A 26,980-nucleotide genomic window follows, 5' to 3' on the forward strand; every position below is an offset into this window, starting at 1 on the left:
CGCACTCCCTTTCCTGGCTCGGCTCACCTCCCGGACGCCTCAGGCGCCGAGACGTTCCCTAGCGGTGCGCACGGGCGGCGATCGCCTCGTACACCATGCCGACGAGCAGGTCGTCGGCGTCCCGGCGGCCGAACTCGGCGGCGGCGCGGGACATCTCGTACAGCCGGTGCGGGTCGGCGAGCACGGGCAGGACGTTGTGCTGCAGCCACTCGGGCGTCAGTTCCGCGTCGTCGACCAGCAGTCCACCGCCGGCCTTGACCACCGGCTGGGCGTTGAGCCGCTGTTCGCCGTTGCCGACCGGCAGCGGGACGTAGGCGGCCGGGAGTCCGACGGCGGAGAGTTCGGCGACGGTCATCGCGCCCGCGCGGCAGAGCATCATGTCGGCCGCGGCGTACGCGAGGTCCATCCGGTCCAGATAACTTACCGGGATGTACGGGGGCATCCCCGGCATCTGGTGCACCTGCGGCAGTTCGTTCTTGGGCCCGACCGCGTGCAGGATCTGGATGCCGGCCTGCTGGAGCCAGGGCGCGACCCGCTGCACCACCTCGTTGAGGCGGCGGGCGCCCTGCGAACCGCCGGAGACCAGCAGCGTCGGCAGGTTGGGATCGAGCCCGAACGCCGCGCGGGCCTCGGGACGCGCGGCGGCGCGGTCCAGGGTGGCGACGGCACGGCGCAGCGGGATGCCGATGTAGCGGGAGTTGCGCAGCTTGCTGTCGGGCGTGGAGACCGCGACCTGCGCCGCGTACCGCGAACCGATCTTGTTGGCCAGCCCGGGGCGGGCGTTGGCCTCGTGGACGACGATCGGCACCCCGAGCCGCTTGGCCGCGAGATAGCCGGGCAGGGCGACGTAGCCGCCGAAGCCGACCACGGCGTCCGCCCTGGTGCGTTCCAGGATCTGCTCGGTCGCCTTGATCGTGCCGCGCAGCCGGCCCGGGACGGTGATCAGTTCGGGGGTGGGCTTGCGCGGCAGCGGTACGGCCGGGATCAGCGCCAGTTCGTACCCGCGCTCGGGTACGAGGCGGGTCTCGAGGCCGCGTTCCGTGCCCAGGGCCGTGATCCCCACGGTGGGATCCTGCCTGCGCAGGGCGTCCGCGAGGGCGAGCGCGGGCTCGATGTGGCCCGCGGTTCCTCCGCCGGCGAGTACGACATGCACCGAAATTCACCGCTCTCCGGACGAACGCGCCGCAGAGGCACGCCGTCGCATCGTGTTCCAACTCCGGGGGCTCCGCTTGGACCCGGAAACCCCGGCTCCCCGCTTTCTACCAAAGCGAGGTTGCCGCAGCGCAAGCGCCGCCCGCGCACCGGGCTCGTCGCGCGCGAAGGCGATGAGGAGTCCGATGGCGAACATGGTCGGCAGCAGGGCCGACCCCCCGTAGGAGAACAGCGGGAGGGGCACACCGGCGATCGGCAGCAGCCCGAGGACCGCACCGATGTTGATCACGGCCTGGGCCGTGATCCAGGTGGTCACGCCTCCCGCGGCATACCTCACGAAGGGGTCCTCCGTGCGTCCGGCCACGCGGATACCCGCATAGCCTAGAGCCGCGAACAGGGCGAGCACCGACAGCGTCCCCGCCAGGCCCAGTTCCTCACCGGTGACGGCGAAGATGAAGTCGGTGTGGGCTTCGGGGAGTTGGCCCCATTTCTCCACACTGGCACCGAGCCCGGAACCGAACAGTCCGCCCGAGGCGAGGGCGTAGATGCCGTGCACGGCCTGCCAGCAGGCGTCGCCGGGGCCCGGGTCGGTGGCGCCGATGCAGTCCAGCCGGGCCATGCGGTTGGGGCTGGTCTTGATGAGGATGAAGCCGAGCAGCACGGCGATCGACAGCACGCCGGCGAACAGCCGTGTGGGCGCGCCGGCCAGCCACAGCAGGCCGAACAGGATCGCCGTCAGGATGATCGCCGTGCCCATGTCGCCGCCGAGCATGATCAGTCCGAGCAGCATGAACGCCGCCGGCACCAGGGGCACCAGCATGTGCTTCCACTGCGTCAGCAGCTTCTTGTCCTGCTTGCGGGCGAGCAGGTCGGCGCCCCACAGCACCAGGGCCAGCTTGCCGAACTCGCTGGGCTGGATCTGGAAGGAGCCGCCCAGCGCGATCCAGTTCTGGTTGCCGTTGACCGCCATCCCTATCCCCGGCACCTGCACCAGGATCATCAGGACGACGGCCCCGGCGAGGATCGGGTAGGCCAGCGCCCGGTGCAGCTTCACCGGCATCTTCATGGCGGCCACGAGGAGGACGACGCCGATCAGCGCCGCCAGGGCCTGTTTGCGGAAGAAGTACGACCCCGGCAGCGACAGCTGGAGCGCGGTGATCTGGGAGGCCGAGTAGACCATCACCAGGCCGAGCACGGTGAGCAGCGCGCTGCCGCCGGAGATCAGGTAGTACGCGGTCAGCGGCCGGTCCCAGGCGCGGCGGAGGCGGCCGTGCAGGCGGAGCAGCGGGTTCTCGTGCGGCGGCCCCGGCGTGGCGGGTCGCTTGACGGCCCGCTGTACGGGCGGACGTCCGGTACGGCTCTGAGGACTACCCGGCATCGCGGCCTCCGCTATACGTCGGCATGGACCGTCCCACCCGTCCTCCCGAAGTCACCCGGCGCAGGAGACGGCCGGGTCAGGCGCCGAGTTCGCGAACGGCCTCCGCGAACGCGTCACCGCGCTTGTTGTAGTTGGTGAACATGTCCATCGAGGCGCAGGCCGGGGCCAGCAGGACCGTGTCGCCGGGCCTGGCGAGCCGCTGGGCCTCCCGGACGGCCTGGAGCATCGCCCCAGTGTCGGTCCGGCCGAGGTCGACCACGGGTACCTCGGGGGCGTGTCGCGCCAGGGCTTCGCGGATCAGGGCGCGGTCGGCGCCGATCAGCACCGCCCCGCGCAGCCGCTCGGCCGCCCCCGCGACCAGCTCGTCGAAGGTCGCGCCCTTGGCCAGCCCGCCGGCGATCCAGACGATCGACCCGTACGCCGCCAACGAGGCCTCGGTGGCGTGGGTGTTGGTGGCCTTGGAGTCGTCCACGTACGCGACGCCGTCGACGTCGGCGACGTGCGCGATCCGGTGGGCGTCGGGCGTGAAGGCGCGCAGCCCGTCCCGTACGGCGGCGGCGGGCACGCCGTAGGCGCGGGCGAGGGCCGCCGCGGCAAGGGCGTTGGCGATGTTGTGCGGGGCCGGCGGGTCGACGTCGGAGACCTCGGCGAGTTCCTGGGCGTTCTTCTGCCGGTTCTCGACGAAGGCGCGGTCGACCAGGATGCCCTCCACGACGCCGAGTTGGGAGGGGCCGGGGGTGCCCAGGGTGAATCCGACCGCCCGGCAGCCCTCCTCGACGTCGGCTTCGCGGACCAGGTCCTCGGTCGCCTTGTCGGCGACGTTGTAGACGCAGGCGACGGTGTTGCCCTCGTAGACGCGGCCCTTGTCGGCGGCGTAGGCCTCCATGGAGCCGTGCCAGTCGAGGTGGTCGGGGGCGAGGTTGAGCACGGCGGCCGAGTGGGGGCGCGGTGAGGGCGCCCAGTGGAGCTGGTAGCTGGACAGCTCCACGGCCAGGACGTCGTACTCCGTCTCGCCGGTGACCGCGTCCAGCAGCGAGACGCCGATGTTGCCGACGGCGGCGGTGCGCAGGCCGGCGGCCTTCAGGATCGACGCCAGCATCTGGACGGTGGTGGTCTTGCCGTTGGTGCCGGTGACGGCCAGCCACGGCGCGGCCTTCCGTCCGTCCAGGCCGCGCAGGCGCCAGGCGAGTTCGACGTCGCCCCAGACGGGGACGCCGGCCTCGCGTGCCGCCGTGAACAGCGGCTTGTCCGGCTTCCAGCCGGGCGCGGTGACGATCAGCTCGGTGCCCTCGGGGAGGGTGGCCCCGTCGCCGAGGCGCACGGTGACGCCGAGCGCCTCCAGGTCGGCCGCCTGCGCCCGCGCGCGCTCGTCGTCGCCGTCGTTGACGACGGTGACGCGCGCGCCCAGGCCGTGCAGGACCTTGGCCGCCGGGACACCGGAGACACCCAGTCCCGCGACGGTGACGTGCTTGCCCTGGAAGTCGAAAGGCACCGAGGAGGAGGTCACTTGTCCGCTGCCCATCCCGCGTAGAAGAGGCCCAGTCCGACGATCACACAGATGCCCTGGATGATCCAGAAACGGACCACGACAAGGACCTCGGACCAGCCTTTGAGTTCGAAGTGGTGTTGGAGTGGCGCCATCCGGAAGACCCGCTTGCCGGTGAGGCGGAAGGAACCGACCTGGATGACCACCGACATGGTGATCAGGACGAACAGGCCGCCGAGGATGGCCAGCAGCAGTTCGGTGCGCGAGCAGATCGCCAGACCCGCGAGCACGCCGCCGAGCGCGAGCGAGCCGGTGTCACCCATGAAGATCTTGGCCGGCGAGGTGTTCCACCACAGGAAGCCGAGGCAGGAACCCATCAGCGCGGAGGCGACCACGGCGAGGTCGAGGGGGTCTCTCACCTCGTAGCAGGCGCCCGGGTTGGTCAGGGTCAGCGCGTTGGCGCAGGACTCCTGGAACTGCCAGACGCCGATGAACGTGTAGGCGCCGAAGACCAGGACGGAGGCGCCGGTGGCGAGACCGTCCAGACCGTCGGTCAGGTTCACGCCGTTCGACATCGCGAGGATCATGAACAGCGCCCAGATGACGAACAGCACCGGGCCGATGGTCCAGCCGAAGTCGGTGATGAACGACAGCTTCGTGGACGCCGGGGTGTTGCCCCGGTTGTCCGCGAACTGCAGCGAGAGCACGGCGAAGGCGATGCCGACGATCAGCTGGCCGGCCATCTTCGCCTTGGCCCGCAGGCCCAGCGACCGCCGTTTGACGATCTTGATGTAGTCGTCGAGGAAGCCGACCAGGCCCATGCCCACCATCAGGCCGAGCACCAGCAGTCCCGAGAAGGTCGGCGCGGCGTCGACCTCGGGGTCCGTGTAGCCGGTGATCACCTTGGCGAGGAAGTACGCGGCGACCGTCGCGAAGATGAAGGCGATACCGCCCATCGTCGGCGTACCGCGCTTGCTGGCGTGCTCGCGCGGGCCGTCGTCGCGGATGTACTGGCCGTAGCCCTTGCGGGCCAGCAGCTTGATCAGCAGCGGAGTGCCGACCAGCGTCAGGAAGAGGCCGATGACTCCCGCGAACAGGATCTGCTTCATCATCGGGCGGCAACCTCACCCTCGGCGCCGGTCTCCAGCAGCGCCGTGGCGACGCTCTCCAGACCCACCGAACGGGACGCCTTCACGAGCACGACGTCCCCTGGGCGCAACTCGCTGCGCAACAGGTCGACCGCCGCCTGTGCGTCGGACACGTGCACCGACTCCTCACCCCACGAACCCTCGTTGTATGCGCCCAGTTGCAGCCATCGGGCTTCCCTGCCCCCGACCGCGACGAGCTTGCTGACGTTGAGCCGGACGGCGAGCCGCCCGACCGCGTCGTGCTCGGCGAGCGCCTCGTCCCCGAGCTCGGCCATCTTGCCGAGCACCGCCCACGTACGACGTCCCTTGCCCATGGCCGCGAGCGCGCGCAGGGCGGCTCGCATGGACTCGGGGTTCGCGTTGTAGGCGTCGTTGACGACCGTCACGCCGTCCGGGCGCTCGGTGACCTCCATCCGCCAGCGGGAGAGGGAGCCCGCCTCGGAGAGCGCGGTGGCGATCTCGTCTGCGGACATGCCCAACTCGTGGGCGACGGCGGCCGCGGCGAGCGCGTTCGACACGTGGTGCTCACCGTACAGGCGCATGGTCACATCGCTTGCACCGGAGGGTGTGTGAAGCCTGAAGGAAGGCTGTCCGCTGTCCGTGAGTCGCACGTTCTCGGCAGACACGTCCGCTTCGTCGGACTCTCCGAAAAGGAGCACCTTCGCCTTCGTTCGGGAGGCCATGGCCCGTACGAGGGGATCGTCCGCGTTGAGGATCGCGGTGCCGCCCTCCTCGGCCGGCGGCAGCGCCTCGACGAGTTCGCCCTTGGCCTGGGCGATCTGCTCCCGGCCGCCGAACTCGCCGATGTGCGCGGAGCCGACGTTGAGGACCAATCCGACCCTCGGCGGGGTCAGTTCGGCGAGGTAGCGGATGTGACCGATGCCGCGGGCGCCCATCTCCAGGACGAGGAAGCGCGTCTCCTCGGTGGCGGTGAGCGCGGTGAGCGGCAGCCCGACCTCGTTGTTCATGGAACCGGGCGTGAAGACCGTGGGCGCCTTGCGGCGCAGCACCTGGGCGATCAGGTCCTTGGTGCTGGTCTTGCCGGCGGACCCGGTGAGGGCCACGAGGGTGGCGCCGAGGCGTCGTACGACGTGCCGGGCGAGGGCACCGAGGGCGGCCTGGACGTCGTCCACGACGATCGCGGGCACGCCGACGGGGCGGGAGCCGAGCACGGCCACCGCGCCCGCCTCGACGACCGCCGGTGCGAAGGCGTGGCCGTCCACCCGCTCGCCGACGAAGGCGACGAAGAGGCAGCCGGGCCCCGCTTCCCGGGAGTCCCGGACAACCGGCCCGGTGACCTGCGCGGACGCGTCCGGTATGTCATGCATCCGCCCGCCGACGACTTCTGCGATCTCGGCGAGAGAGAGGGTGATCACAAGTTCGTCCCCTGGATCATCGGATCAGCTGGATCATTCGGGATCTCATCCCTGGGTCTTCTGGATGGCTTCGCGAAGCACCTGGCGGTCGTCGAAGGGACGGACCACTCCGGCGATGTCCTGGCCCTGCTCGTGGCCCTTGCCCGCCACCAGCACGGTGTCGCCGGGCTCGGCCCGGGCGACGGCGGCGGCGATCGCGGCGGCCCGGTCCTCGAAGACCTGCACCTCGCCGCGCTCGTAGGCGGGCACGGAGGACGCGCCCTGGAGCATGGTGGCGAGGATCGCGAGGGGGTCCTCGGAGCGTGGGTTGTCGGAGGTCAGTACGGCGGTGTCGGCGAACCGGGCCACGGCGGCGCCCATCGGCTCCCGCTTGGTGGTGTCCCGGTCGCCGCCGCAGCCGAGCACGGCGTGCAGCTTGCCCTCGGTGACCTTGCGCAGCGCCTTGAGGACGGACTCGACCGCGTCGGTCTTGTGGGCGTAGTCGACCACCGCGAAGTAGGGCTGGCCCTCGTCCACCCGCTCCAGGCGGCCGGGCACGCCCGGCACCGCGGCGATGCCGTCGGCGGCGGCCTGCGGGTCGAGGCCGGCCGCGGCCAGGGCGACGATCGCGGCGAGCGTGTTCGCCACGTTGAACGGGCCGGCCAGCGGCGACTTGGCGGCGATCCGCTCGCCCTTCGGCCCGAGCACGGTGAACGTCGAGTCCAGCGGGCCGACCTCGACCTCGTCGGCGCGCCAGTCGGCGTCCGGGTGGCCCTCGGCGGAGTAGGTGACGACCGGGACGGTGGCCTCGTTCGCGAGGCGGCGCCCGTACTCGTCGTCGACGTTGACCACGCCGAACCTGCTGCGTTCCGGCGTGAAGAGCTGGGCCTTCGCCTGGAAGTAGTCCTCCATGCCGGAGTGGAACTCCATGTGCTCCGGGCTGAGGTTGGTGAAGACCGCGAGGTCGAAGACACAGGCGTCGACCCGGCCGAGCACCAGGGCGTGGCTGGAGACCTCCATGGCGACCGCCTCGGTGCCGCGCTCGCGCATCACCGCGAACAGCGCCTGGAGGTCGGTGGCCTCGGGCGTGGTGCGCTCGGACTTGATGCGCTCGTCGCCGATGCGCATCTCGACCGTGCCGATGAGCCCGGTGGACTTCGCCGTGCGCAGGCCGCCCTCGACGAGGTAGGCGGTGGTGGTCTTGCCGGAGGTGCCCGTGATGCCGATCTGAAGGAGATCGCGGCCGGGGTGGCCGTAGATCGTGGCCGCCAGTTCGCCCATCCGCGCGCGCGGGTCGTCGACGACGAGCGCCGGCAGACCGGTGGCGGCGACGCGCTCCGCGCCGGCCGGGTCGGTCAGCACGGCGGCGGCGCCGAGGCCGGCGGCCTGCGTGACGAAGTCGGCGCCGTGGGCGCGGGCTCCGGGGAGGGCGGCGTACAGGTCACCGGGGCGGACGGCACGCGAGTCGTGGGTGATGCCCGTGACCTCCGCGGTGCTGTCCGGTGCGGTGACACCCAGCTGACCGGCGAGTTCCGCCAGGGGTGTGGCGGAGATCCGCACCGGCCGGGGCGGTCCCGGGTAGGTCACGGGGTGGCCCTTCTGGGTGGTTTGGGACTGATCAGCGTGTGGCACGGCGGTGAGCGTACCGGGCGTACCCGCTTCCGGGCGAAGTGAGGTGGGGGAGGTGCTCTGGTTCCCGGGCTCGGGGGTGATCGTCGTCACGGGTGGTTCCTGGTGGCTCGGTACTGAATCGGCGCTGGCTCGGTACTGGCTCGGTTCTGGCTCGGTTCTGTGCTCTCTGGTGGGCTCTGTGCCGGTCCGGGTCCGTCGCTCCCGGTCAGGGCTTGAAGGTGACCGGGAGATTCGCGGGGTCGGCACCGGTCGGCGGGACCTGGAGGGTCTTCAGGGCGAACTCCATGACCTGCTTGTGGATGGGGCCGCAGATCTGGCCGCCGAAGTAGCTGCCCTCGGTGGCGTTCTGGATGGCGCAGTAGACGGTGACGCGAGGCTTGTCGGCGGGGGCGAAGCCCGCGAACGACGAGGTGTAACCGTGGTACTTGCCGGTGGCCGGATCCACCCGGTTGGCCGTGCCCGTCTTGCCCGCGACCCGGTAGCCGGGGATGCGTGCCTTGGTGCCGGTGCCCTCCTCGTCGTCGACGACGGACTCCAGCATCTGCGAGAGCGTCTTCGCCGTCTTCTCGCTGATCACGCGGGTCTTCTCGGGTTCGGCGGCCGGGGTGAAACGTCCGTCCTCCCCCTTGGTGCCGCGCACCAGGGTGGGTTCGACGCGGACGCCGCCGTTGGCGATGGTCGAGTACACGGAGGCCGCCTGCAGCGCGGTCACGGAGACGCCCTGGCCGAAAGGGATCGTGTACTGCTGCGAGGTCGACCACTGGCCGGGCGGCGCGAGGATGCCCTTGGTCTCGCCGGGGAAGCCGAGGCCGCTGTGGCTGCCGAGGCCGAACTTGCGCAGGTAGGAGTAGAGCACCTTGTTGGCCTCCTCCTGCGTCCTGCCCAGCTCGCCGGTGGCCATGATGGTGCCGATGTTGCTGGACTTGGCGAGCACGCCGTTGAGCGTGAGGTACCAGGTGGGGTGGTCGATGTCGTCCTTGAAGAGCCGGTCGCCGCGCTTGAGCCGGTTCGGGATGACGAGGTGGGTCATCGGGGTGGCGGCGTTCTCCTCCAGTACGGCCGCCATCGACATCACCTTGGCGGTGGAGCCGGGCTCGAAGGCGTCCTGGAGGGCGGCGTTGCCCAGCGCGTCCGGGTCGGCGTGGGCGAGGTCGCCGGGGTCGAAGCCGGGCGAGTTGGCCATGGCGAGGATCTCGCCGGTGGCCGTGTCCTGGACGATGACGTAGCCGCCGTCCGCCTTGGACTTCTCCACCTGCTCGCTGATGGCGTGCTGCGCGGCCCACTGGATGTCGCGGTCGATGGTGAGCTCGACGTCGCTGCCGGGCACGGCGGGCGTCCCGGTGGAGCCGGCGGTGGGCACCTGCCGGCCGCCGGACTGCACGTAGCGGATCTCGCCGTCCTTGCCGGCCAGCGTCTTGTCCAGCTTCCGTTCGAGACCGCCGCCGCCCTTGCCGTCCGCTCCGACCCAGCCGATGATACCGGCCGCGAGGTCGCCGCCCGGGTACACGCGCTTGCTGCTGGGGTCGGCGAGGACACCCGCGAGGACGTTGACCGCGGACTTGTCCGTCTCCGCCTTCTTGGCGAGCGCGGTCTTCAGGTCCTTGATCTGGTTCCAGACCTGCGGGGTCTGCCGGCGGGCGAGGACGACGTAGCGCAGTTTCTCGTTCTCGGGGCGGAGCCGGTCGGCCAGGTCCGCCGGGTCCTCGCCGAGGATCGGCGCGAGGAGCGCCGCCGCCTGCTCGGGGCCGTCGCCGACATCCAGCTGCTCACGGGTGAACAGCGTGGGGTCGGCGGTGATGTCGTAGGCGTCCACGGTGGACGCGAGGGCGACGCCGTTGCGGTCGGTGATCCCGCCGCGCTCGGCGGGCAGGGCGTGGACGACGAAGTGGTTCTGCTCGGCCTTGGCGGCGTACGTGCCGGCGTCGACGGCCTGCACCTGGAGCAGCCGTACGACGAAGGCGGAGAGCACCAGGGTCAGCGCGAGGCCGATCATGCGCAGGCGCGGGCGGGGGCTGCCCAGCCGGATGGTGCGGGGCGCGGCGGGCCGGGGCGGGCCCGGCCTGCGGGCGGGCCGGGCGCCGGGGCCGGGCTGCCGCCGTCCGCCGGGGCGGACGGGCCTGGCGGGTCCGGGCACTCGGCGGCGCGGCGGTTCCCTGTCGGACACTTCCGTCACCTGCCGGGAGTCGGGGTCGGGGCGGGGGTGGTCGTGCTGGTGGGGGTGGGGGTGGCCGCGGCGGTGGGGGGTGCCGTGGTGGGGGGTGCCGTGAGCGCCTCGGGGGCGAGGACCAGCGGGGTGGCGGCGGCGGGCGCGGGGCTCGGCGAGCCCTTGACGGTGCCGTCGGGGGCCAGGAAGGCGGGATCACCGCCGGGCACCATGCCCAGCTCGCGGGCGCGGCGCTGGAGGGCCCGGGGCGCGGAGTACGCGTCGATGTCCCGCTGGAGCGCCTGCTCCTCGTCGGTGAGCTCCTTGGTCTTCTGCTTCAGGTCGTCCAGTTGGAACGAGCCCTCGCTCATGGCGGAGTTCAGCACCAGGAGCCCGATGAGGCCGCCGCCGAGGAGGACGACCACGAGGAGGACGAACGGGGCCCGGGCCGCCTGGCCGCGTCCGCCCGCGGGCGGCAGGAGCTGGGCCAGCCGGGCCGCCCTCCCCTTCAGTTCGGGTTTCCCGCCCACTCGCCCTCCCTGGGCCCGGGTGGACCGTCCGGGCCCGCTCCTGGCCTGCCTCGCTCGTTTCACCCGATGGACTCCCTGATGCGCTGGGCTCCGCGCAGCCGTGCCGGTGCCGCCCGCCGGTTCTCGGCGATCTCCTCCTCGGTGGGAAGTTCGGCACCGCGCGTGAGGAGCTTGAGCCGGGGCGCGTAGCGTTCGGGGACCACCGGCAGACCGGGCGGCGCGGTGTTGGCGGCGCCGGCCGCGAACACCTGCTTGACCAGCCGGTCCTCCAGGGAGTGGTACGACAGCACGGCGATCCGCCCGCCCACGTCGAGGGCCTCGACGGCGGCCGGGATCGCCCGCTCCAGGACGGACAGTTCCCCGTTGACCTCGATGCGCAGGGCCTGGAAGGTGCGCTTGGCCGGGTTGCCGCCGGTGCGCTTGGCGGCCTGCGGCAGCGCGGCGCGGATCAGCTCCACGAGGCGGGCGCTGTTGCTGAACGGCTCCTTCTCGCGCTCGCGCACGACCGCGGACACGATCCGCTTGGCCTGCTTCTCCTCGCCGTACGCGCGCAGGATGCGGACGAGTTCGCCCGGCGGGTAGGTGTTGAGGACCTCGGCGGCGCTCATGCCGGTGCTCTGGTCCATCCGCATGTCGAGCGGGGCGTCCTGGGCGTAGGCGAAGCCCCGGTCCGCCTCGTCGAGCTGCATGGAGGAGACACCGAGGTCGAACAGCACGCCCTGGACGCGCGGGATACCGAGCCGGTCGAGTACGTCGGGCAGCTCGTCGTACACGGCGTGCACGAGGGTGGCGCGCTCACCGTGCGGCGCGAGCCGCTCGCCGGACAGGCGCAGGGCCTCCTTGTCCCGGTCGAGGGCGACGAGCCGGGCCTCGGGGAAGCGTTCGAGGAGCGCCTCGCTGTGTCCGCCGAGTCCCAGCGTGCAGTCGACGACCACGGCGCCCGGCTCCGTCAGGGCGGGCGCCAGCAGGTCCAGACACCGCTGGAGCATCACCGGGACGTGTCGACTCTGGCTCAAGTGGGGCGGCCTCTCAGGTCCGGCGCGGCGTCACGCACCGCCGGGTCCCCTCCCGCTCGTGAAGGGGAGGCCTGCCGGCGCCAAAAGCGTCGGCCGGCCGGGAGCGGGAGGAGGCCGAGCCGTACGTACGCGCCGCGCACGTGGGGAGATCTGGCGGGACGTCGCCCAGGTCTCCGGGGATTTCAGTCCAGCAGGGAGAGCCTCGCCTCCCGCTTCGCGTCACTTTAGTCCACCCTGTCGCCCGGTCAATCAACCGGCCTGCGCGTCGCGGGTACGGCGTCCGCAAACCGGTGCCGTACGGCTTTTCACTCGTACGGACGCGTCCGCTCCGCCCTGTGGGTTGGCTCACAACAAGCCTCGATGGCGTTCTTTGTCCCGCTTCACAGCGGGCCGCGGCGGGGGACGGCCAGTAACGTCATGGATATGACGACTTCTGCATCGGTACCCGCCGGCTCCGGATCCGCCATGGTCGGCGACCACACCGTCACCGACCGGCTCGTCGAGGCGAACGAGCGCTACGCCGCCGCGTTCACCGACCCCGGGATGGACGCCCGCCCCGTACAGCGCGTCGCCGTCGTGGCCTGTATGGACGCGCGGCTCGACCTGCACGCGGCGCTCGGCCTGGCACTCGGTGACTGCCACACCATCCGCAACGCGGGCGGTGTCGTCACCGACGACGTGATCCGCTCGCTCACCATCAGCCAGCGGGCGCTCGGCACCCGCAGTGTGGCCCTCATCCACCACACCGGCTGCGGCATGGAGTCCATCACCGAGGAGTTCCGGCACGACCTGGAGCTGGAGGTCGGCCAGCGCCCGGCATGGGCCGTGGAGGCCTTCCGGGACGCCGACCAGGATGTGCGGCAGTCGATGGAGCGGGTGCGCACCTCGCCGTTCCTGCTGCACACCGAGGACGTACGCGGCTTCGTCTTCGACGTGAAGACGGGCCTGCTGCGCGAGGTCGACGCCGCCTGACCTCGTCGCCCACCCCGACGAGTCCCGCCGCACAAGCGCCGCAAAGAACGCAAGGCCCGACATATCGCGGCCAGTTGTCCACAGGCGAGTGACACGAATCGGTAACGGCGGCAAGAATGCGGGAAGTGGTGTCGCGCGGAACTATTTCCGCGCGCTGTCCGTGATTCGGGGTGGGCCGGTCCGCGATGCGGGGGCCCGCCCGGCAAGTTGGGGTACTCCCGCTTCCCAGGAAGCGCGGGGCAAGGCCGAGGAGGGCCGGTGACGACCTATGACGATCGAGCGAGCCTCACTGATCTGACCGCTGTGGTGGAGCGGGTGCGCGGTTCGGTGGAGGGCGTGATCGAGGGCAAGCCCGAGGTCGTAAGGCTCTCGCTGACCGTGCTGCTCGCCGAGGGACACCTGCTGATCGAGGACGTCCCGGGGGTCGGCAAGACCATGCTGGCCAAGGCGCTGGCGCGGTCCATCGACTGTTCCGTGCGCCGGATCCAGTTCACGCCGGACCTGCTGCCGTCGGACATCACCGGGGTGTCCATCTGGGACCAGCAGCGCCGGGACTTCGAGTTCAAACCGGGCGCGATCTTCGCGCAGGTGGTCATCGGCGACGAGATCAACCGCGCCTCGCCGAAGACGCAGTCCGCGCTGCTGGAGTCGATGGAGGAGCGCCAGGTCACCATCGACGGCCAGACCTACGAGCTGCCCAGCCCCTTCATGGTGGTGGCGACGCAGAACCCGGTCGAGATGGAGGGCACCTACCCGCTGCCGGAGGCCCAGCGCGACCGCTTCATGGCACGCGTCTCCATCGGCTATCCCAGCCCGGAAGCCGAGCTGCAGATGCTCGACGTGCACGGCGGGGTGAACCCGCTGGACGACCTGCAACCGGTGGCGCACGCGGACGAGATCCTCAAGTTGGTCGAGGCGGTCCGGGGCGTCCATGTCGCCGACCCGGTCCGGCGGTACGCCGTGGACCTGGTCGCCGCCACCCGCACCCATCCGGATCTCAGACTCGGCGCCTCGCCGCGCGCCACACTGCATCTGCTGCGCGCGGCGAAGGCGTCCGCCGCCCTGAGCGGCCGGGAGTACGCGCTGCCGGACGACGTGCAGGCCCTCGCGGTCGCCGTCCTGGCCCACCGCCTGCTGCCCACCGCCCAGGCCCAGCTGAACCGCCGCACCGCCGAGCAGGTCGTCCAGGAGATCCTCCAGCGCACCCCGGTGCCCGCGGCACCCCAGCAGCAGACGGGCTTCGGCGCCGGCCGCGGCTCGTCGGCGTACGACCACCAAGCGCCACGGAGGCTGTGATGGACGCCGGGGGGACGGACCGGTCGCGGGACGACCGGGGCGAGGGCGGCGGCATCCGTACCGCCCTGACCGGGCTGACCACCCGCGGGCGCTCCTTCCTGGCCGCCGGCATCGCCGCCGCGGTCTGTGCGTACGTCCTCGGCCAGAGCGATCTGCTCCGTGTGGGACTGCTGCTGGGCGTGCTGCCGCTGGTCTGCGCGACCGTGCTCTACCGCACCCGGTACCGGGTCGCGGGCAGCCGCCGGCTCTCCCCCGGGCGGGTGCCCGCGGGCAGCGAGGCCCGGGTGCATCTGCGCGTCGACAACGTCTCGCGGCTGCCCACCGGCCTGCTGATGCTTCAGGACCGGGTGCCCTACGTCCTCGGACCGCGGCCCCGCTTCGTCCTGGACCGGGTGGAGCCGGGCGGTCGCCGCGAGGTGTCCTACCGGGTCCGCTCGGACCTGCGCGGGCGCTATCCGCTGGGCCCGCTCCAACTGCGCCTGACCGACCCGTTCGGGCTGTGCGAGCTGACCCGGTCCTTCTCGACGTACGACACCCTGACCGTGATCCCGCGCGTGGAGGCACTGCCGCCGGTGCGGCTGAGCGGGGAGGCCAAGGGATACGGGGAGGGCCGGCAGCGCTCGCTCGCGCTGGCGGGCGACGACGACGTGATCCCGCGCGGGTACCGCTACGGCGACGACCTGCGCCGCGTGCACTGGCGCTCCACCGCGCGCTACGGCGAGCTGATGGTGCGCCGCGAGGAGCAGCCGCAGCGCGCCCGCTGCACGGTGCTCCTGGACACCCGGGTCGTGGCCTACGAAGGCACCGGGCCCGACTCGGCCTTCGAGTGGGCGGTCTCGGGCACCGCCTCCGTGCTGGTGCACATGCTGGAGCGGGGCTTCTCCGTCCGGCTGCTCACGGACACCGGCAACTCGGTGCCCGGCGAGGGCTCCGACGGCTTCGCCGGCGCGAGCCAGGGCACGGCCGACGCGGCCGGGCTGATGATGGACACCCTCGCGGTGATCGACCACTCCGACAGCACGGGCCTGTCCCAGGCGTACGACGTGCTGCGCGGCGGGAACGAGGGGCTGCTGGTGGGATTCTTCGGCGACCTGGACGAGGAGCAGGCCACGGTGGCCGCCAGGATGCGGCAGCGCAGCGGCGGCGCCGTCGCCTTCGTCCTGGACAGTGAGACCTGGGCGCGGGAACCGGCCGACATGCGCGGCCCGTCGGCCAGGGGCCAGGAACGGCTGCGGATGCTGCGCGAGGCGGGCTGGACCGCCGTGATCGTGCCGCGGGGGGCCACCATGGAGGAGCTGTGGCGCCTGGCGGACCACGAACGCACGGGCCTGGCGGCGGCGAGCGGCGGGGAGGGCACGCGATGAGGCGAGTGGCACGGCCGACGTCGTCCGCGGAGACGAGTGGACGTGGGCGGACACGACCCCGCGCGGGAGCGGACAGGCCCCGCGCTGGAGCCGGCAAACCCCGCGCGGGAGCCGGCAGGCCCGACCACACCCGGCGACCGGCGGACCAGCGCACCAGGTCCGCGACGGCCACCGGCGGACCGCGGGCGCACCGGACCGACGACGGCCACCGGCCGGAAGGGCACGCGATGAGCGCAGCGGCGCGACCGGCGGCACACGCCCGGGCGGCCACACCTGAACGACACCGGCGACCGGCGGACCACGAGCCCACCGGGCCCGGGGCGGCCGCCGGCCGGGAGGGCGGGCGATGAGCGGGCGGGCGCGGCTGGCGTTGTGCGCGTGGGCGGCCACGTTGATGGCGGCGTGCGCGCTGCTGCCCCTGGTCGATCCGGCCACCTGGATACTGCAGGCCGCGTTCCTGCTGGCGGTCCAGTCCGGGGTGGGCGCGGCGGCCCGCCGGGTTCCGCTGGCCCGGCCGCTGACCATCGCCGCGCAGGCCCTGGTCACGCTGGTGTTCCTGACCCTGGTCTTCGCCCGGCAGCAGGCGCTCGCCGGGCTGATCCCCGGCCCGCAGGCCTTCCAGCGCTTCGCCGACCTGCTGCAACAGGGCGGCGACGACATCGCCCGGTACGCGATCCCGGCGCCGCTGGAGTCCGACGGCATCCGGCTGATGCTGGTCGGCGGTGTCCTGGTGATCGGGCTGCTGGTGGACACCCTCGCGGTGACCTTCCGCAGCGCCGCCCCCGCCGGGCTGCCGCTGCTCGCGCTCTACTCGGTGGCCGCGGGGCTGTCCGAGGGCGGTGCCGACTGGCTGTGGTTCCTCGTCGCGGCGGCCGGTTACCTGACGCTGCTCCTGGCCGAGGGACGTGACCGGCTCTCGCAGTGGGGCCGGGTCTTCGGCGGCACACCACGCGCCCCGGGCGGGGAGCGGAGCGGTGCGGTCGCCCCGGTCCGCACCGGGCGGCGCATCGGCGCGTTCGCGCTGGGCGTCGCCCTGGTGGTACCCCTCGCCCTGCCCGCGATGGACGGCGGGCTGCTGGACAGCGCCAGGACGGGTGTCGGCTCCGGGACCGGGGGCGGCGGCACGATCTCCGCGGTGAACCCCCTGGTCTCCCTGCGCGACAGCCTCAACGTCGACGAGAACCGAGAGGTCCTCTCCGTCGACACCGACTCGAACGACCTGTCGAACCTGTACCTGCGCATCGTCTCCCTGGACGACTTCGACGGCACCACCTGGAAGCCGTCCAAGCGGCACATCACCGCCGTGCCGGACGGCACGTTCCCCACGCCGGTCGGCCTCGGGTCCGACATCGCGCGGGCGGAGACCCTGACCACCATCTCGGCCGCGGACTGGTACGCCCAGGACTGGCTGCCGATGCCGTATCCGCCGAGCGGCGTGCGCATCGCGGGCAACTGGCGCTACGAGCCCGTCGGCATGACACTGGTCGGCGACCACGGGCAGAACACGCGCGGGCTGACGTACGAGGTGTGGAGCCTGGACGTGCAGCCGACGGCGGACCAGCTCGCCGCCGCTTCGCAGCCGCCCGCGGTACTGAAGCGCGAGCACACCGAGCTGCCGGACTCGCTGCCCGAGGTGGTCTCCGAAACCGCCCGCCAGGTCACCGCCGGCGCGGCGAACCCCTACGAGCAGGCGGTCAAGCTCCAGGAGTACTTCGCGGTCAACGGCGGTTTCGAGTACGACACCGAGGTCAAGGTCGGCGGCGGCTCGCAGGCGATCGCCCGCTTCCTCAAGGACAAGCAGGGCTTCTGCGTCCACTTCTCCTTCGCCATGGCGGCCATGGCACGCTCCCTGGACATCCCGGCCAGGGTGGCGGTCGGCTTCGCGCCGGGCTCCCCGCAGGCGGACGGCTCGGTGTCGGTGGGGCTGCGGGACGCCCACGCCTGGCCCGAGGTGTACTTCGAGGGCGTGGGCTGGACGCGCTTCGAGCCGACGCCGACCCGCGGGACGACCCCGTCGTACACGCAGACGGAGACACCGGGCAGCACCGTTCCGGACCCGGCGCTGCCGTCCCGCGACGCGGAGACGGAGCCGTCGGCGGCGCCTTCGACGAGCGAGAGCTGCACGGCCCAGGACAAGAAGCTGGATGCCTGTTCCGACGAGTCCGCGGCGGCCGCGCCGGTCACGGGCGGGAGCGGTCCGAAGTGGTACGCGGTACCGGCCTGGGTCCTGGGTGGGCTCGTGGTGCTGCTGATCCCGCTCGCGCCGATGCTGTGGCGGCTGCGCACCCGGTCGGTGCGGCTGGGGGCGCACGGCCGCGCCGAGGCGGACGCGGGACCGCACACCCTGGCGGTCTGGCGGGAGCTGACCGACACGGCGTGGGACTTCGGCATTCCGCCGGAGGAGTCGCAGACTCCGCGCAAGGCGGCGGCCCGGATCGTCCGGCTCGGCGAGCTGGAGCCGGCGGCCGCGGCGGCGGTGCACCGGGTGGCGGATGCCGTGGAGCAGGTGCTCTACGCGCCCCGGCCCCGCCTGACGGCGGGTCTCACGGAGGACGTCCACCGGGCGAGCGCCGGTCTGCGGGCCGCGGTCGGCCGCGGCACGCGGCTGCGCGCACGGTTCGCACCGCGTTCGACCGTGCGGGTGGTCTGGGCGGTCTCGGCCCGGTGGGCGGCCCTGAGACAGCGGGCCGTGGCGGCCCGGCCCACGTGGCGGAAGGCTTCGGGGCAGCAGAGCTGAGAGTCGTCGGGCCGGGCCGGGCCGTGGGGGCTGCGCCCACAGGGCGGGGCCGCGGGGCCCGTGCGGGACCGGGGCGGGTCGGGAGCTGCCGAGTCCACGCGGGAGCACCGGCCCCGGCCCTCACTCCGCCCCGCCCCGGACCCGCGGGGCTGTCCAACGTGCTCTTCTCCGGGTGCCACCGCGCTCATCCGGTGGCCCGACCGCGCCCAGTCGGGTGAACGACCGCCCGGCTCTCCGGCCTCCGGCACTCATGGGTACGCGTGAGGGGGTGACCACCTCGACGGTGGTCACCCCCTCACGCAGATGTCCTGGCGAGCGGCTGCCGAAAGGCTACTGGCCGCCCTGCTGCTCATCCCTGCGGCGCTGCCAGCGCTCGTCGATGCGGTCCATCATGGAGCGCTTCTGCCGCCCCTGACGTCGCGCCTGCGGTCCTCCACCGGCACCGCCACTACCTCCACCGCCGCCGCCACCTGCGCCGGCGGCGGGCTGCTCGCCCGGCTTCGGGGCCTTGCGCCAGCCGGTCACGGCGAGAACCGCACAGCCCAGCATGACGAGGAAGCCCACCACACTGAGCCAGACCTGCTGGGCGACCATACCGGCCATGAGGAGCGCAATACCTACGAGGAAGCCCGCGACCGCTTGGTAGACCCGTCGCCGGGTGTACGTACGCAGCCCGCTTCCCTCGAGCGCTGTCGCGAACTTGGGATCTTCGGCGTACAGCGCTCGCTCCATCTGCTCGAGCATTCGCTGCTCGTGCTCCGAGAGCGGCACGGAGTCCTCCTCATCGTGCAGTCGCCGGGGCGACCCGGGGGGGGTCCCTTCAGGATAGGCAGGGAATCGCCCCCGTGAAACCCGCCCCTCTACGCCAATTGGCCAACCGGTCTCCGTCATGGCCGTGCCGGCTCGCTGAAGTTCCCATTCCCCAGCGGCCGACCGGTCATGCCGGGCGGTCTCCCTCGATCATACGGCGACTGGCCGCCGTTCGGGGGGCCTGTGGCGTACTCCATCTGCAGTCGCGTCCCTGATCAGCGCCTTACCCCACCGGGCGGCTCAGGCCCCCTGGGTCCCTCGCGTCTCACCGAGCACGTGAAGCTGTGTGGCCACGGAGTGGAACGCGGCGAGTTCGGCCGCCGCGGCCTCCAGCTTCAGCAGCGCCTCCATGGCGCCGGGCTCCGTGTCCACCAGCACTCCCGGAACGAGGTCGGCGAAGACCCGTACGCCGTGCACGGCGCCGATCCGCAGCCCCGCGGCCTCGACCAGCCCGGTGAGCTGCTCGGCCGTGAACCGGCGCGGCACGGGGTCACCCGTGCCCCAGCGGCCGTCCGGGTCACCGAGGGCCTGCCGGGCCTCCGAGAAGTGGCCGGCGAGGGCCCGCGCGAGCACGGCCCCGCCGAGGCCCGCGGCGAGCAGGCTGAGGACGCCCTCGGAACGCAGGGCGGCCACCACGTTGCGGATGCCCTCCGCGGGGTCGTCCACGTACTCCAGGACGCCGTGGCACAGCACCACGTCGTAGCCGCCGCGCTCGACCACGTCGAAGAGGCCGTGGGCGTCTCCCTGGACGCCCCGCACGCGGTCGGCGACGTCGGCCTCGGCGGCGCGGCGCTCCAGGGCGAACAGCGCGTTGGGGCTCGGGTCGACGACGGTGACGCGGTGGCCGAGGCGGGCCACGGGCACGGCGAAGTTGCCGCTGCCGCCTCCGGTGTCCAGGACGTCCAGCGCCTGGCGGCCCGTGGCCTTGACCCGACGGTCGAGGGCGTCCTGGAGAACGTCCCAGACCACAGCGGTACGCAGGGCGGCGCGGGAACGAGAGGGCTCCGAGCGCGGCGACGCCGTTTGCGGGCGGTGGGGGGAGACGGGCGGGCGCATCGGGTCCGACACGGCAGTTGACTCCTCGGCGCGGCACCGCCTCGGCACGGGCGGAGCGAACGGGCTGCCGCCCCGGCCCGGGTACCGGGAAGGGGCAGGCTTCAGGCGTCTCCCACCCTATTGCCTCCGCTGCGCCGACCGGTCATCCCGTCCCACCGCCCCCACAGGAGCCCGTGCGTCCTCCGCCGAAGCGCTCATCCCACGTCCGGCAGGTGGTGACCCGCATGCCCGCCTCCCGCCCGGCCGCCTCCCGCCCGCCCGCCTCCCGGATGGTCGGAGCCGGGTCCGTCCGAGCCGGCTCCGTCGTAGCCGGGTCCGTCGTAGCCGGGTCCGTCGTAGCCGGGTCCGTCGTAGCCGGGTCCGTTCAAGCCCGGCCGGTCGGCGGACGGGTGGTCGGTGGACGGCCGGTCGGCGGGCGGGTGGTCGGCGGCTGGGCGGTCCGGGTTCGGACGGTCCGGGTTCGGACGGTCCGGGTTCGGACGGTCCGGGTTCGGACGGTCCGCGTCGGGACGGTCCGCGTCGGGACGGGGCTGGGGCAGGACCGGCTGGAGGACCAGCATCCGCTCCACGAGGCGCAGGAACATCGCCACGTCGCGTATCAGGTCGTCGGCGTCCCGCCGGTTGGCCGCGCCCTGGATGCCGGCCTCGGCCCGCGCCCGGCGCCGGGCGCCCGCGGCGAACAGCGCGCTCCAGTCGGAGAGCTCGGGGGCGATCTCGGGCAGCACTTCCCAGGCGCTGCGGATGCGGGCCCGGGCCCGTGGGGTGGTCTCGGGACGGCCTCGCGCGGCGAGCACGGCGGCGGCGGTGCGCAGGGCGGCGAGATGGGCCGTCGCGTAGCGCTCGTTCGGCGTTTCGAGGACGGTGGCCTCCTCCAGTCCGGCCCGGGCCTGGGCGAGCAGACCGAGGGCGGCGGGCGGGGCGGTCGTCCGGCGGAGTACGGGGTGCACGTCGCTCGCCGGGCCGGTCAGTGAGGGTGCAGGGCCGGCCGCGCGGCGCCGCCGGGCGGCGGCTGCGGACGAGTGGGCCATGACGATCCTCCTGTCGTCTCCATGACGGCACGCCCTGGCAGGAGGTGCCGTATGTGCCCATCGTGAGGTATGCCACTGACAATCCGCCCCGACCTGGACTTTTGCCTCGGTCGTAGGTTCGAGTCGGCTGGTCCGGAAAGGTGCTGTGACAATCGGGACCATGGAAAGCAGCAGCGCCGCCACGCACGGCGGCAGCCGTCGCGAGGCCACCCGGCAGAAGCTCTACGAGGCGGCCGTCACCCTCATCGCCGAGCAGGGCTTCTCCGCCACCACCGTGGACGAGATCGCCGAACGCGCCGGGGTCGCGAAGGGCACGGTCTACTACAACTTCGCCAGCAAGGCCGTCCTCTTCGAGGAGCTGCTGCGCCATGGTGTCCGGCTCCTCACCGCATCGCTGCGGGAGGCGGCGGAGCGGACGGCGCGGGAGGGCCGCGGCCGGGTCGACGCCCTGGACGCGATGATCCGCGCGGGGCTCGTCTTCATCGACCGCTACCCGGCCTTCACCCAGCTCTACGTGGCCGAGCTGTGGCGGACCAACCGGGCCTGGCAGTCCACGCTGCTGGTGGTCCGGCAGGAGGCCGTCGCGGTGGTGGAGGGCGTGCTGCGCGAAGGGGTGGCAAGCGGTGAGTTCAGCGAGGAGATCGACGTACCGCTGACCGCCGCGGCGCTGGTCGGCATGGTCCTGGTGGCGGCGCTGGACTGGAAGTCGTTCCAGTCGGAGCGCTCCCTCGACGACGTGCACGCGGCCCTGTCGCGGCTGCTTCAGGGGCGCGTGAGCGGACGCCCCTGAGCCGGGGCCGCGCCGGGACCGCCCGGCCGCGCACGAAGAGCGCCGGCCCGTGGTGGCCGCGTCCCCCGCGGGCCACCGTCGGACCGGCGCCTTCTCCTGCTCCCCCGTACGTTCCCCCGTACGTTCCCCCGTTGGAACCCCCGTTCCCGGTCGTTCCCCCGGACTCCCCCGTGCCTCGCTCCCGCCGACCGCGGCCGGCGGAAGGAGCGGATCGCGGGCCCGGCTCCGTTCCGGCGCCCCGTGTCGCCGGTTCCGGAGCCGTGCCCCTCTCCGTGCCTCCACTCTCTCGTTCTCGCAGGTCGTGGCCCATCCGCGCGGGTACTCATCTACCGGGCTAGGTACGGGTACTCAGTCGTGCGCACCCCGGCTCACAGGGGCGTGTCCCCGGCCGGTCACGCGCGCGCCCGTCGCGGTACTCGGTTCCGGTCGGTCGGGGGCCGTTCCCGCGGGTGTGCGGCCCGGCGGCCCCTGGGGCCGGACGGCCGGTGGCGGCGGATAAAGTCCCTGGCATGGCACGGATTGCGGTGATCGGCGCCGGGATGGGCGCGATGGCGGCCGCCGCCCGGCTGGCCGTCGCGGGCCACCGGGTGGCGGTGTACGAGCGGACTCGGACGTACGGCGGCGCCCTGGGCCGCTTCGAGCGGGACGGCTTCTCCTTCGACACCGGCCCAGGTCTGCTGCCCCTGCCCGCGGTATGGCGTGATCTGTTCGTCAAGACCGGCAAGGAGCCGCTGGAGGCGTGTGCCGAGCTGGTCCAGGTCGACCCGTCGTCACGGCACGTGTTCGCGGACGGCACGGAGGTCTCGCTGCCGAACGCCTCCCGGGCGGGCGTCGTCGCCTCCCTGGACGAGGCGCTCGGCCGGGGCGCCGGGCAGCGCTGGGGTGACTTCCTGGTGCGCGCCCGGGAGACCTGGGACCGGACACGCCGCCCGCTCCTGGAGGAGCCGCTGTGGCCGAACTGGGAGGTGCTGGCCGAGCGCGAGCCCTATCCCGCGGTCCCTCACAAGCGGCTGCTGCGTACCCGCCGGGCCGGCACGCTCGCCGAGGTCGGCGCCTGGGAGCTGCGGGACGCCCGGCTCGCCGCCCTTTTGGAGAGCCACGCGCTCGCGTACGGCCTCGACCCCCGGACCGCCCCGGCGAACGCCGCCGTGCTGCCGTACATGGAGTACGCCTTCGGTGTGTGGTACGTGCGCGGTGGCGGTCTGCGGGAGCTGGCGCGGGCGGTGTACGAGCGGTGTCTGGCCCGCCGGGTCGAGTTCCGTTTCGGCGCCGAGGTCACGGGCGTCGTCGAGAAGGACGGCCGGGTGGCGGGGGTGGAGCTGGCCGAAGGCGGCGTCGCCGAGGCGGAGTTCGTGGTGGCCGGTGTGGCGCCCGGTGTCCTGGACCGCCTGTGCGGGGGGTCGGCGGTGCGGGGCGAGGGGGAGGTGCCGCCACAGCGCGGTGGGGCAAGCCGGCTGACGGTGCTGCTGGCGCTGCGCGGCGGCCGTCCCCCGGGCGCGGCACACCGGACGGTGGTGCACGCGCCGGACCGTGAGGCGGAGTTGGACGCGCTGTTCGGTCCGGCGCCCGGCATGCCCGCGCGTCCGACCGTCACGGTACTGCGCCCCGACGACGCGGCGCTGGTCCCGGACGCGGACCACGAGGCGGTCACCCTGACCTCGGTGGTGCCCGCCGGCGGCGGGGCCGACGCCGGAGATCTCGCCGGGCGCCTCGTCGAGGTCGCCGAGCGTGCGATACCGGATCTGCGCGAGCGTCTGCTGTGGCAGGAGGTACGCACTCCGGCCGATGTCGCGGAGGCGACCGGTGCGCAGGGCGGCGCGGTGCCCGTGCCGGCGCTGGCGGGGGCCGGCGGACGCCTGCTGCACGCGGCGAACGGCACGCGCGTCGGCGGACTGTTCACGGCCGGCGGCTGGTCGCATCCCGGCGGAGGCCTGCCGCACGCGGGTATGTCGGGCGCGCTGGTCGCCGGACTCGTCGTGGAGGGACCGGAGTTCCGGGGCTCCCGGTGAGCGGCCGGGTGCCGCTCACCGGACGGCGGAGGCCGCGCGGGGCGCGTCAGAAACGGTACTGCTCGTCGTAGCCCTGGCCCTGCGTCTGGTTCTGGCCCTGCGTCTGGCCGTCGCCCTGGTACGGGTACGTCTGCTCCTGCGGGAGTTCGCCGCCGTAGGGGTCGTCGGTGCTGCGCTGCTGCGGCACCCACACCCCGCCGGCCGGGGTCTCGCCGCCGTAGCCGCCGGGCGTGCCGGTGGCGTACTGGTCCTGCCCGTAGCCCTGCTGGCCGTACTGCTGCCCGCCGGCCGTGTCGTAGGAGCCGGTGTCGTACGACGCCCCGCCGTAGGTGTGGGTGCCGATGTACGGGTCGGAGTAGGCGGCGTACTGCTGCTGGGCGCCGGTGTCGTAGCCGTACCCCTGCTGCTGCCCGTAGCCCGAGTAGTCGTAGGCGTAGGAGGGGTCGGAGCCCTGCGCGGCCGCGGCCGGTGTCTGCTGGTCGTGGCCGAAGCCGGAGTCGGCGTACACACCGTAGGAACCGGTGTCGTCCGGCATGGGCTGCGGCTCGTAGACGGCGGTGGTCTCCGCGGCCGTGGGGTCGGCCGGGCGGGCCGGGGTGAAGACGTCGTCGCGGTCGTCGTGGCCGTAGTCGTCGTGGCCGTACGGGAGGCCGCCCGGCCCCGCGGCATGGCCCTGTGCGCCGTCACCGTAGGCGTCGTGGTCGTGCCGGCCGCCCTCGGCCGCCTCGAGACCGGAGACCTCCAACGTCGGTTCCCGGCGGCCCCGTTCGGGACGACCGCGTTTGCCGACGAGGCTCGCCGGGGCGTTGACCGCCCAGCCGGCCTCGAAGCCCCGGCGGAACGACAGCGTGACGTAGGTCTGACCGACCGCGAAGGCGGCCGCGCCCAGCCCGATGACGACGACGGACGGGATCAGGACACCGATCACGACGCCGAGGAAGCCGCCGAAGGCGAGCAGTCGGTAGCGCAGCCGCGCCTTGTACTGCAGCAGCACCTCACCGAGCAGCCACAGTGCGACGCCGCCGAACGCGATGTAGAGGACCGTCCAGCCCATGTACGCCCCTCTCCCAGTGGCCGTTACGCAGTGTGTCGTAAATACGTGCGACCGGTCTAGGCCCGCGGTGGGTGGTGCAGGCCCAGGTTCTCGTAGATTTCCAGGGTCGCCGTGGAGTTGTTGAGCGTGATGAAGTGCAGTCCGGGCACACCCTCGGCCAGTAGCCGCGCGCAGAACTCCGTGGCGAACTCGATGCCAATGGAGCGTACAGCGGTCGGATCGTCCTTTGCTCCGAGGATCCGCTCTTTCAGCTCGGCCGGGAACGAGGCGTTGCTGAGCTTTGGCAACCTCTCCAGCATCTTCACACTGGTCACCGGCATGACCTCGGGAATCACCGGGGTCTCGCAGCCGGCCGCGGCGACCCGGTCGCGCAGGCGCAGGTAGGACTCGGGCTGGAAGAACATCTGCGTGATCGCGTAGTCGGCGCCGGCCCGGCACTTGTCGACGAAGTGCGTCACGTCCGTGTCCCAGTCGGCGGAGCGCGGGTGCATCTCCGGGAAGGCCGCGACGCCGACGCAGAAGTCGCCCGACTCCTTGATGAGCCGGACCAGTTCGGCGGCGTAGGTCAGCCCCTGCGGGTGCGGGACCCAGTCGGCCGTGGGGTCGCCGGGCGGGTCGCCGCGCACCGCCAGCATGTTGCGGATGCCGGCGTCCGCGTACTGGCCGATGATGTTGCGCAGCTCGGCCACGGAGTGGTCGACGGCGGTGAGGTGTGCCACGGGGGTCAGCGTCGTGTCGGCGACGATCTGCTCGGTCTCCTTGACCGTCCCCGCGCGCGTGGAACCGCCGGCGCCGTAGGTCACGGAGACGAAGTCGGGCGCGACCGCCTCGACCCGCCGCAACGCGCTCCACAGGTTCTTCTCGCCCTTGGCCGTCTTCGGCGCGGAGAACTCGAACGAGTACGTCGTCTTGCCGGACGCGAGCATGTCGCGCACGGTGCGTGCGCGATCAGTCCTGGTGGATGCGGTTCCGAGGGCCATACGGGCAGGTTAGCCAGGGGGCGGCGGTCACCCAACCGGATGCGGGACATTTGTCCGCATTGTCGAGTTGTTGTCCACTCCTTGGACACTCACGGGGCACGACCCCGGGGCCCATGCCTCCGGCACCCGCCGGGGACCGGCCGGAGACCTACGCCTGCCGCAGTCGCTTCGCGAACTCGGCGGCCGCCGCGCCCGGGTCGTCGGCCGCGGTGATCGCTCGGACGACGACGACGCGCCGGGCACCGGCCTCCAGCACCTCGTCGAGGTTGCCGAGGTCGATGCCGCCGATGGCGAACCAGGGGCGGTCGGTGCCCAGGGACGCCGTGTGACGGACCAGACCGAGGCCGGGTGCGTGGCGGCCGGGCTTGGTGGGAGTGGGCCAGCACGGGCCGGTGCAGAAGTAGTCCACGCCGTCCTGGACGGCGGCGGAGGCGGCCTCGGACTCGGCGTGCGTGGAGCGGCCCACGAGGACGTCGTCGCCGAGGATCGCCCGGGCGGCGGGCACCGGCAGATCGCCCTGCCCGAGGTGCAGCACGTCGGCGCGGGCGGCGTGGGCGACGTCCGCCCGGTCGTTCACCGCGAGGAGACTGCCGTGGCGGGCGCAGGCGTCGGCGAAGACCTCGAGGTGCTCCAGCTCCTCCCCCGCCTCCATGCCCTTGTCGCGCAGCTGCACGATGTCGACGCCGCCGGCCAGCACCGCGTCCAGGAACTCGGGCAGGTCGCCCTGGTCGCGGCGGGCGTCCGTGCACAGGTAGAGCCGGGCGTCGGCGAGCCGGGCTCGGGCGGTGGCGGTGGCGTCGGTGCCGGGCATGCTGGTGTCCCCCTGGGTTCGGTGGCGTGGGCCCGCGCGGGGCCGCACGGCCTTGGCTCGCGTGCTGCGGTGGCGCCTCGGGCGCCGCCACGGCCCCGAGGATACGGAGCGCGCCGCGGGCGGCGGCCTGCCATGGTCCCGGTCGTGCGCTGGGAGCCGTGGCCGGCCGCACCGCGGCCCGGCTGTCCCCCCGCCCGGCGGCGGTGGAGCGCGGTCGTGGCGTGCGGTGGGTG

At 72.9% G+C, this 26,980-nt stretch carries 20 protein-coding genes and 1 pseudogene; 6 read left to right on the forward strand and 15 right to left on the reverse strand.

Annotated features, from left to right (window positions below):
- Positions 1–58: 58 nt before the first annotated feature.
- From murG to rsmH, 9 genes are all read right to left on the reverse strand, one after another.
- Complete coding sequence (gene murG, locus ACH4NX_RS08065) at positions 59–1,153, reverse strand: undecaprenyldiphospho-muramoylpentapeptide beta-N-acetylglucosaminyltransferase (RefSeq protein WP_279563266.1); 1,095 nt, start codon at positions 1,151–1,153, stop codon at positions 59–61.
- 6 nt (positions 1,154–1,159) lie between these two features.
- Complete coding sequence (ftsW, locus tag ACH4NX_RS08070; protein ID WP_351392163.1) at positions 1,160–2,530, reverse strand: putative lipid II flippase FtsW; 1,371 nt, start codon at positions 2,528–2,530, stop codon at positions 1,160–1,162.
- 76 nt (positions 2,531–2,606) lie between these two features.
- Positions 2,607–4,022 (reverse strand): UDP-N-acetylmuramoyl-L-alanine--D-glutamate ligase, encoded by a 1,416-nt coding sequence (gene murD, locus ACH4NX_RS08075; RefSeq protein ID WP_351392496.1) that lies wholly within the window; start codon positions 4,020–4,022, stop codon positions 2,607–2,609.
- Between the two features lie 11 nt (positions 4,023–4,033).
- Positions 4,034–5,125: a phospho-N-acetylmuramoyl-pentapeptide-transferase gene (gene mraY / locus ACH4NX_RS08080; RefSeq protein ID WP_351392499.1), complete on the reverse strand. Its 1,092-nt coding sequence runs from the start codon at positions 5,123–5,125 to the stop codon at positions 4,034–4,036.
- The gene (gene murF / locus ACH4NX_RS08085) at positions 5,125–6,540 is read right to left on the reverse strand and encodes a UDP-N-acetylmuramoyl-tripeptide--D-alanyl-D-alanine ligase (protein ID WP_351392166.1); all 1,416 of its coding nucleotides are present in this window, start codon (positions 6,538–6,540) and stop codon (positions 5,125–5,127) included. The genes mraY and murF overlap by 1 nt, the downstream gene beginning before the upstream one ends.
- A gap of 45 nt (positions 6,541–6,585) precedes the next feature.
- Positions 6,586–8,106 carry a UDP-N-acetylmuramoyl-L-alanyl-D-glutamate--2,6-diaminopimelate ligase gene (locus ACH4NX_RS08090; protein WP_398127813.1) on the reverse strand — a complete coding sequence of 507 codons (1,521 nt, stop codon included), beginning with the start codon at positions 8,104–8,106 and terminating at the stop codon, positions 6,586–6,588.
- Between the two features lie 250 nt (positions 8,107–8,356).
- Positions 8,357–10,324, reverse strand: a complete 1,968-nt coding sequence (locus tag ACH4NX_RS08095; RefSeq protein WP_398127727.1) for a peptidoglycan D,D-transpeptidase FtsI family protein — start codon at positions 10,322–10,324, stop codon at positions 8,357–8,359.
- On the reverse strand, positions 10,321–10,824 hold the full coding sequence (locus ACH4NX_RS08100) for a septum formation initiator family protein (protein ID WP_351392171.1): 504 nt from the start codon (positions 10,822–10,824) through the stop codon (positions 10,321–10,323). The genes ACH4NX_RS08095 and ACH4NX_RS08100 overlap by 4 nt, the downstream gene beginning before the upstream one ends.
- A 59-nt stretch (positions 10,825–10,883) precedes the next feature.
- The gene (gene rsmH, locus ACH4NX_RS08105) at positions 10,884–11,840 is read right to left on the reverse strand and encodes a 16S rRNA (cytosine(1402)-N(4))-methyltransferase RsmH (protein ID WP_351392174.1); all 957 of its coding nucleotides are present in this window, start codon (positions 11,838–11,840) and stop codon (positions 10,884–10,886) included.
- Positions 11,841–12,263: 423 nt separating this feature from the next.
- Here rsmH and ACH4NX_RS08110 point away from each other — a divergent pair, with 423 nt between their 5' ends.
- The 4 genes from ACH4NX_RS08110 to ACH4NX_RS08125 all read left to right on the forward strand — a co-directional run bounded on the left by ACH4NX_RS08110 (position 12,264) and on the right by ACH4NX_RS08125 (position 18,209).
- The gene (locus tag ACH4NX_RS08110; protein WP_351392177.1) at positions 12,264–12,812 is read left to right on the forward strand and encodes a carbonic anhydrase; all 549 of its coding nucleotides are present in this window, start codon (positions 12,264–12,266) and stop codon (positions 12,810–12,812) included.
- A gap of 258 nt (positions 12,813–13,070) precedes the next feature.
- Positions 13,071–14,108, forward strand: a complete 1,038-nt coding sequence (locus tag ACH4NX_RS08115; protein WP_351392180.1) for a MoxR family ATPase — start codon at positions 13,071–13,073, stop codon at positions 14,106–14,108.
- Positions 14,108–15,472: a DUF58 domain-containing protein gene (locus ACH4NX_RS08120; RefSeq protein WP_351392182.1), complete on the forward strand. Its 1,365-nt coding sequence runs from the start codon at positions 14,108–14,110 to the stop codon at positions 15,470–15,472. The genes ACH4NX_RS08115 and ACH4NX_RS08120 overlap by 1 nt, the downstream gene beginning before the upstream one ends.
- A 346-nt stretch (positions 15,473–15,818) precedes the next feature.
- Entirely contained in the window at positions 15,819–18,209 is a 2,391-nt protein-coding gene (locus ACH4NX_RS08125; protein ID WP_398127728.1) for a transglutaminaseTgpA domain-containing protein, read from the forward strand.
- A gap of 330 nt (positions 18,210–18,539) precedes the next feature.
- On the opposite strand, the gene ACH4NX_RS08130 is transcribed toward ACH4NX_RS08125, so the two are convergent.
- From ACH4NX_RS08130 to ACH4NX_RS08140, 3 genes and pseudogenes are all read right to left on the reverse strand, one after another.
- Positions 18,540–18,980 (reverse strand): DUF3040 domain-containing protein, encoded by a 441-nt coding sequence (locus tag ACH4NX_RS08130; RefSeq protein WP_351392187.1) that lies wholly within the window; start codon positions 18,978–18,980, stop codon positions 18,540–18,542.
- A gap of 279 nt (positions 18,981–19,259) precedes the next feature.
- Positions 19,260–20,087 (reverse strand): methyltransferase, encoded by an 828-nt coding sequence (locus tag ACH4NX_RS08135; RefSeq protein ID WP_398127729.1) that lies wholly within the window; start codon positions 20,085–20,087, stop codon positions 19,260–19,262.
- A 455-nt stretch (positions 20,088–20,542) separates the two neighbouring features.
- Positions 20,543–21,103, reverse strand: a pseudogene (locus ACH4NX_RS08140) (SAV_6107 family HEPN domain-containing protein); the annotation flags it as partial.
- Positions 21,104–21,263: 160 nt separating this feature from the next.
- Here ACH4NX_RS08140 and ACH4NX_RS08145 point away from each other — a divergent pair.
- Both ACH4NX_RS08145 and ACH4NX_RS08150 read left to right on the forward strand, forming a co-directional pair.
- Positions 21,264–21,893 (forward strand): TetR/AcrR family transcriptional regulator, encoded by a 630-nt coding sequence (locus ACH4NX_RS08145; protein WP_351392192.1) that lies wholly within the window; start codon positions 21,264–21,266, stop codon positions 21,891–21,893.
- Positions 21,894–22,402: 509 nt separating this feature from the next.
- Entirely contained in the window at positions 22,403–23,902 is a 1,500-nt protein-coding gene (locus ACH4NX_RS08150; RefSeq protein ID WP_351392195.1) for an NAD(P)/FAD-dependent oxidoreductase, read from the forward strand.
- 46 nt (positions 23,903–23,948) lie between these two features.
- Here the strand turns inward: ACH4NX_RS08150 and ACH4NX_RS08155 are convergent, their stop codons facing one another.
- From ACH4NX_RS08155 to thiE, 3 genes are all read right to left on the reverse strand, one after another.
- Positions 23,949–24,956 carry a hypothetical protein gene (locus tag ACH4NX_RS08155; RefSeq protein ID WP_398127730.1) on the reverse strand — a complete coding sequence of 336 codons (1,008 nt, stop codon included), beginning with the start codon at positions 24,954–24,956 and terminating at the stop codon, positions 23,949–23,951.
- A gap of 56 nt (positions 24,957–25,012) precedes the next feature.
- The gene (metF, locus tag ACH4NX_RS08160; RefSeq protein WP_351392199.1) at positions 25,013–25,936 is read right to left on the reverse strand and encodes a methylenetetrahydrofolate reductase [NAD(P)H]; all 924 of its coding nucleotides are present in this window, start codon (positions 25,934–25,936) and stop codon (positions 25,013–25,015) included.
- 148 nt (positions 25,937–26,084) lie between these two features.
- The gene (gene thiE, locus ACH4NX_RS08165; RefSeq protein WP_351392201.1) at positions 26,085–26,747 is read right to left on the reverse strand and encodes a thiamine phosphate synthase; all 663 of its coding nucleotides are present in this window, start codon (positions 26,745–26,747) and stop codon (positions 26,085–26,087) included.
- Positions 26,748–26,980 lie beyond the last annotated feature (233 nt).

The sequence above is a fragment of the Streptomyces sp. NPDC017225 genome, assembly GCF_044331465.1.
In the GTDB taxonomy this organism is placed as follows: domain Bacteria; phylum Actinomycetota; class Actinomycetes; order Streptomycetales; family Streptomycetaceae; genus Streptomyces.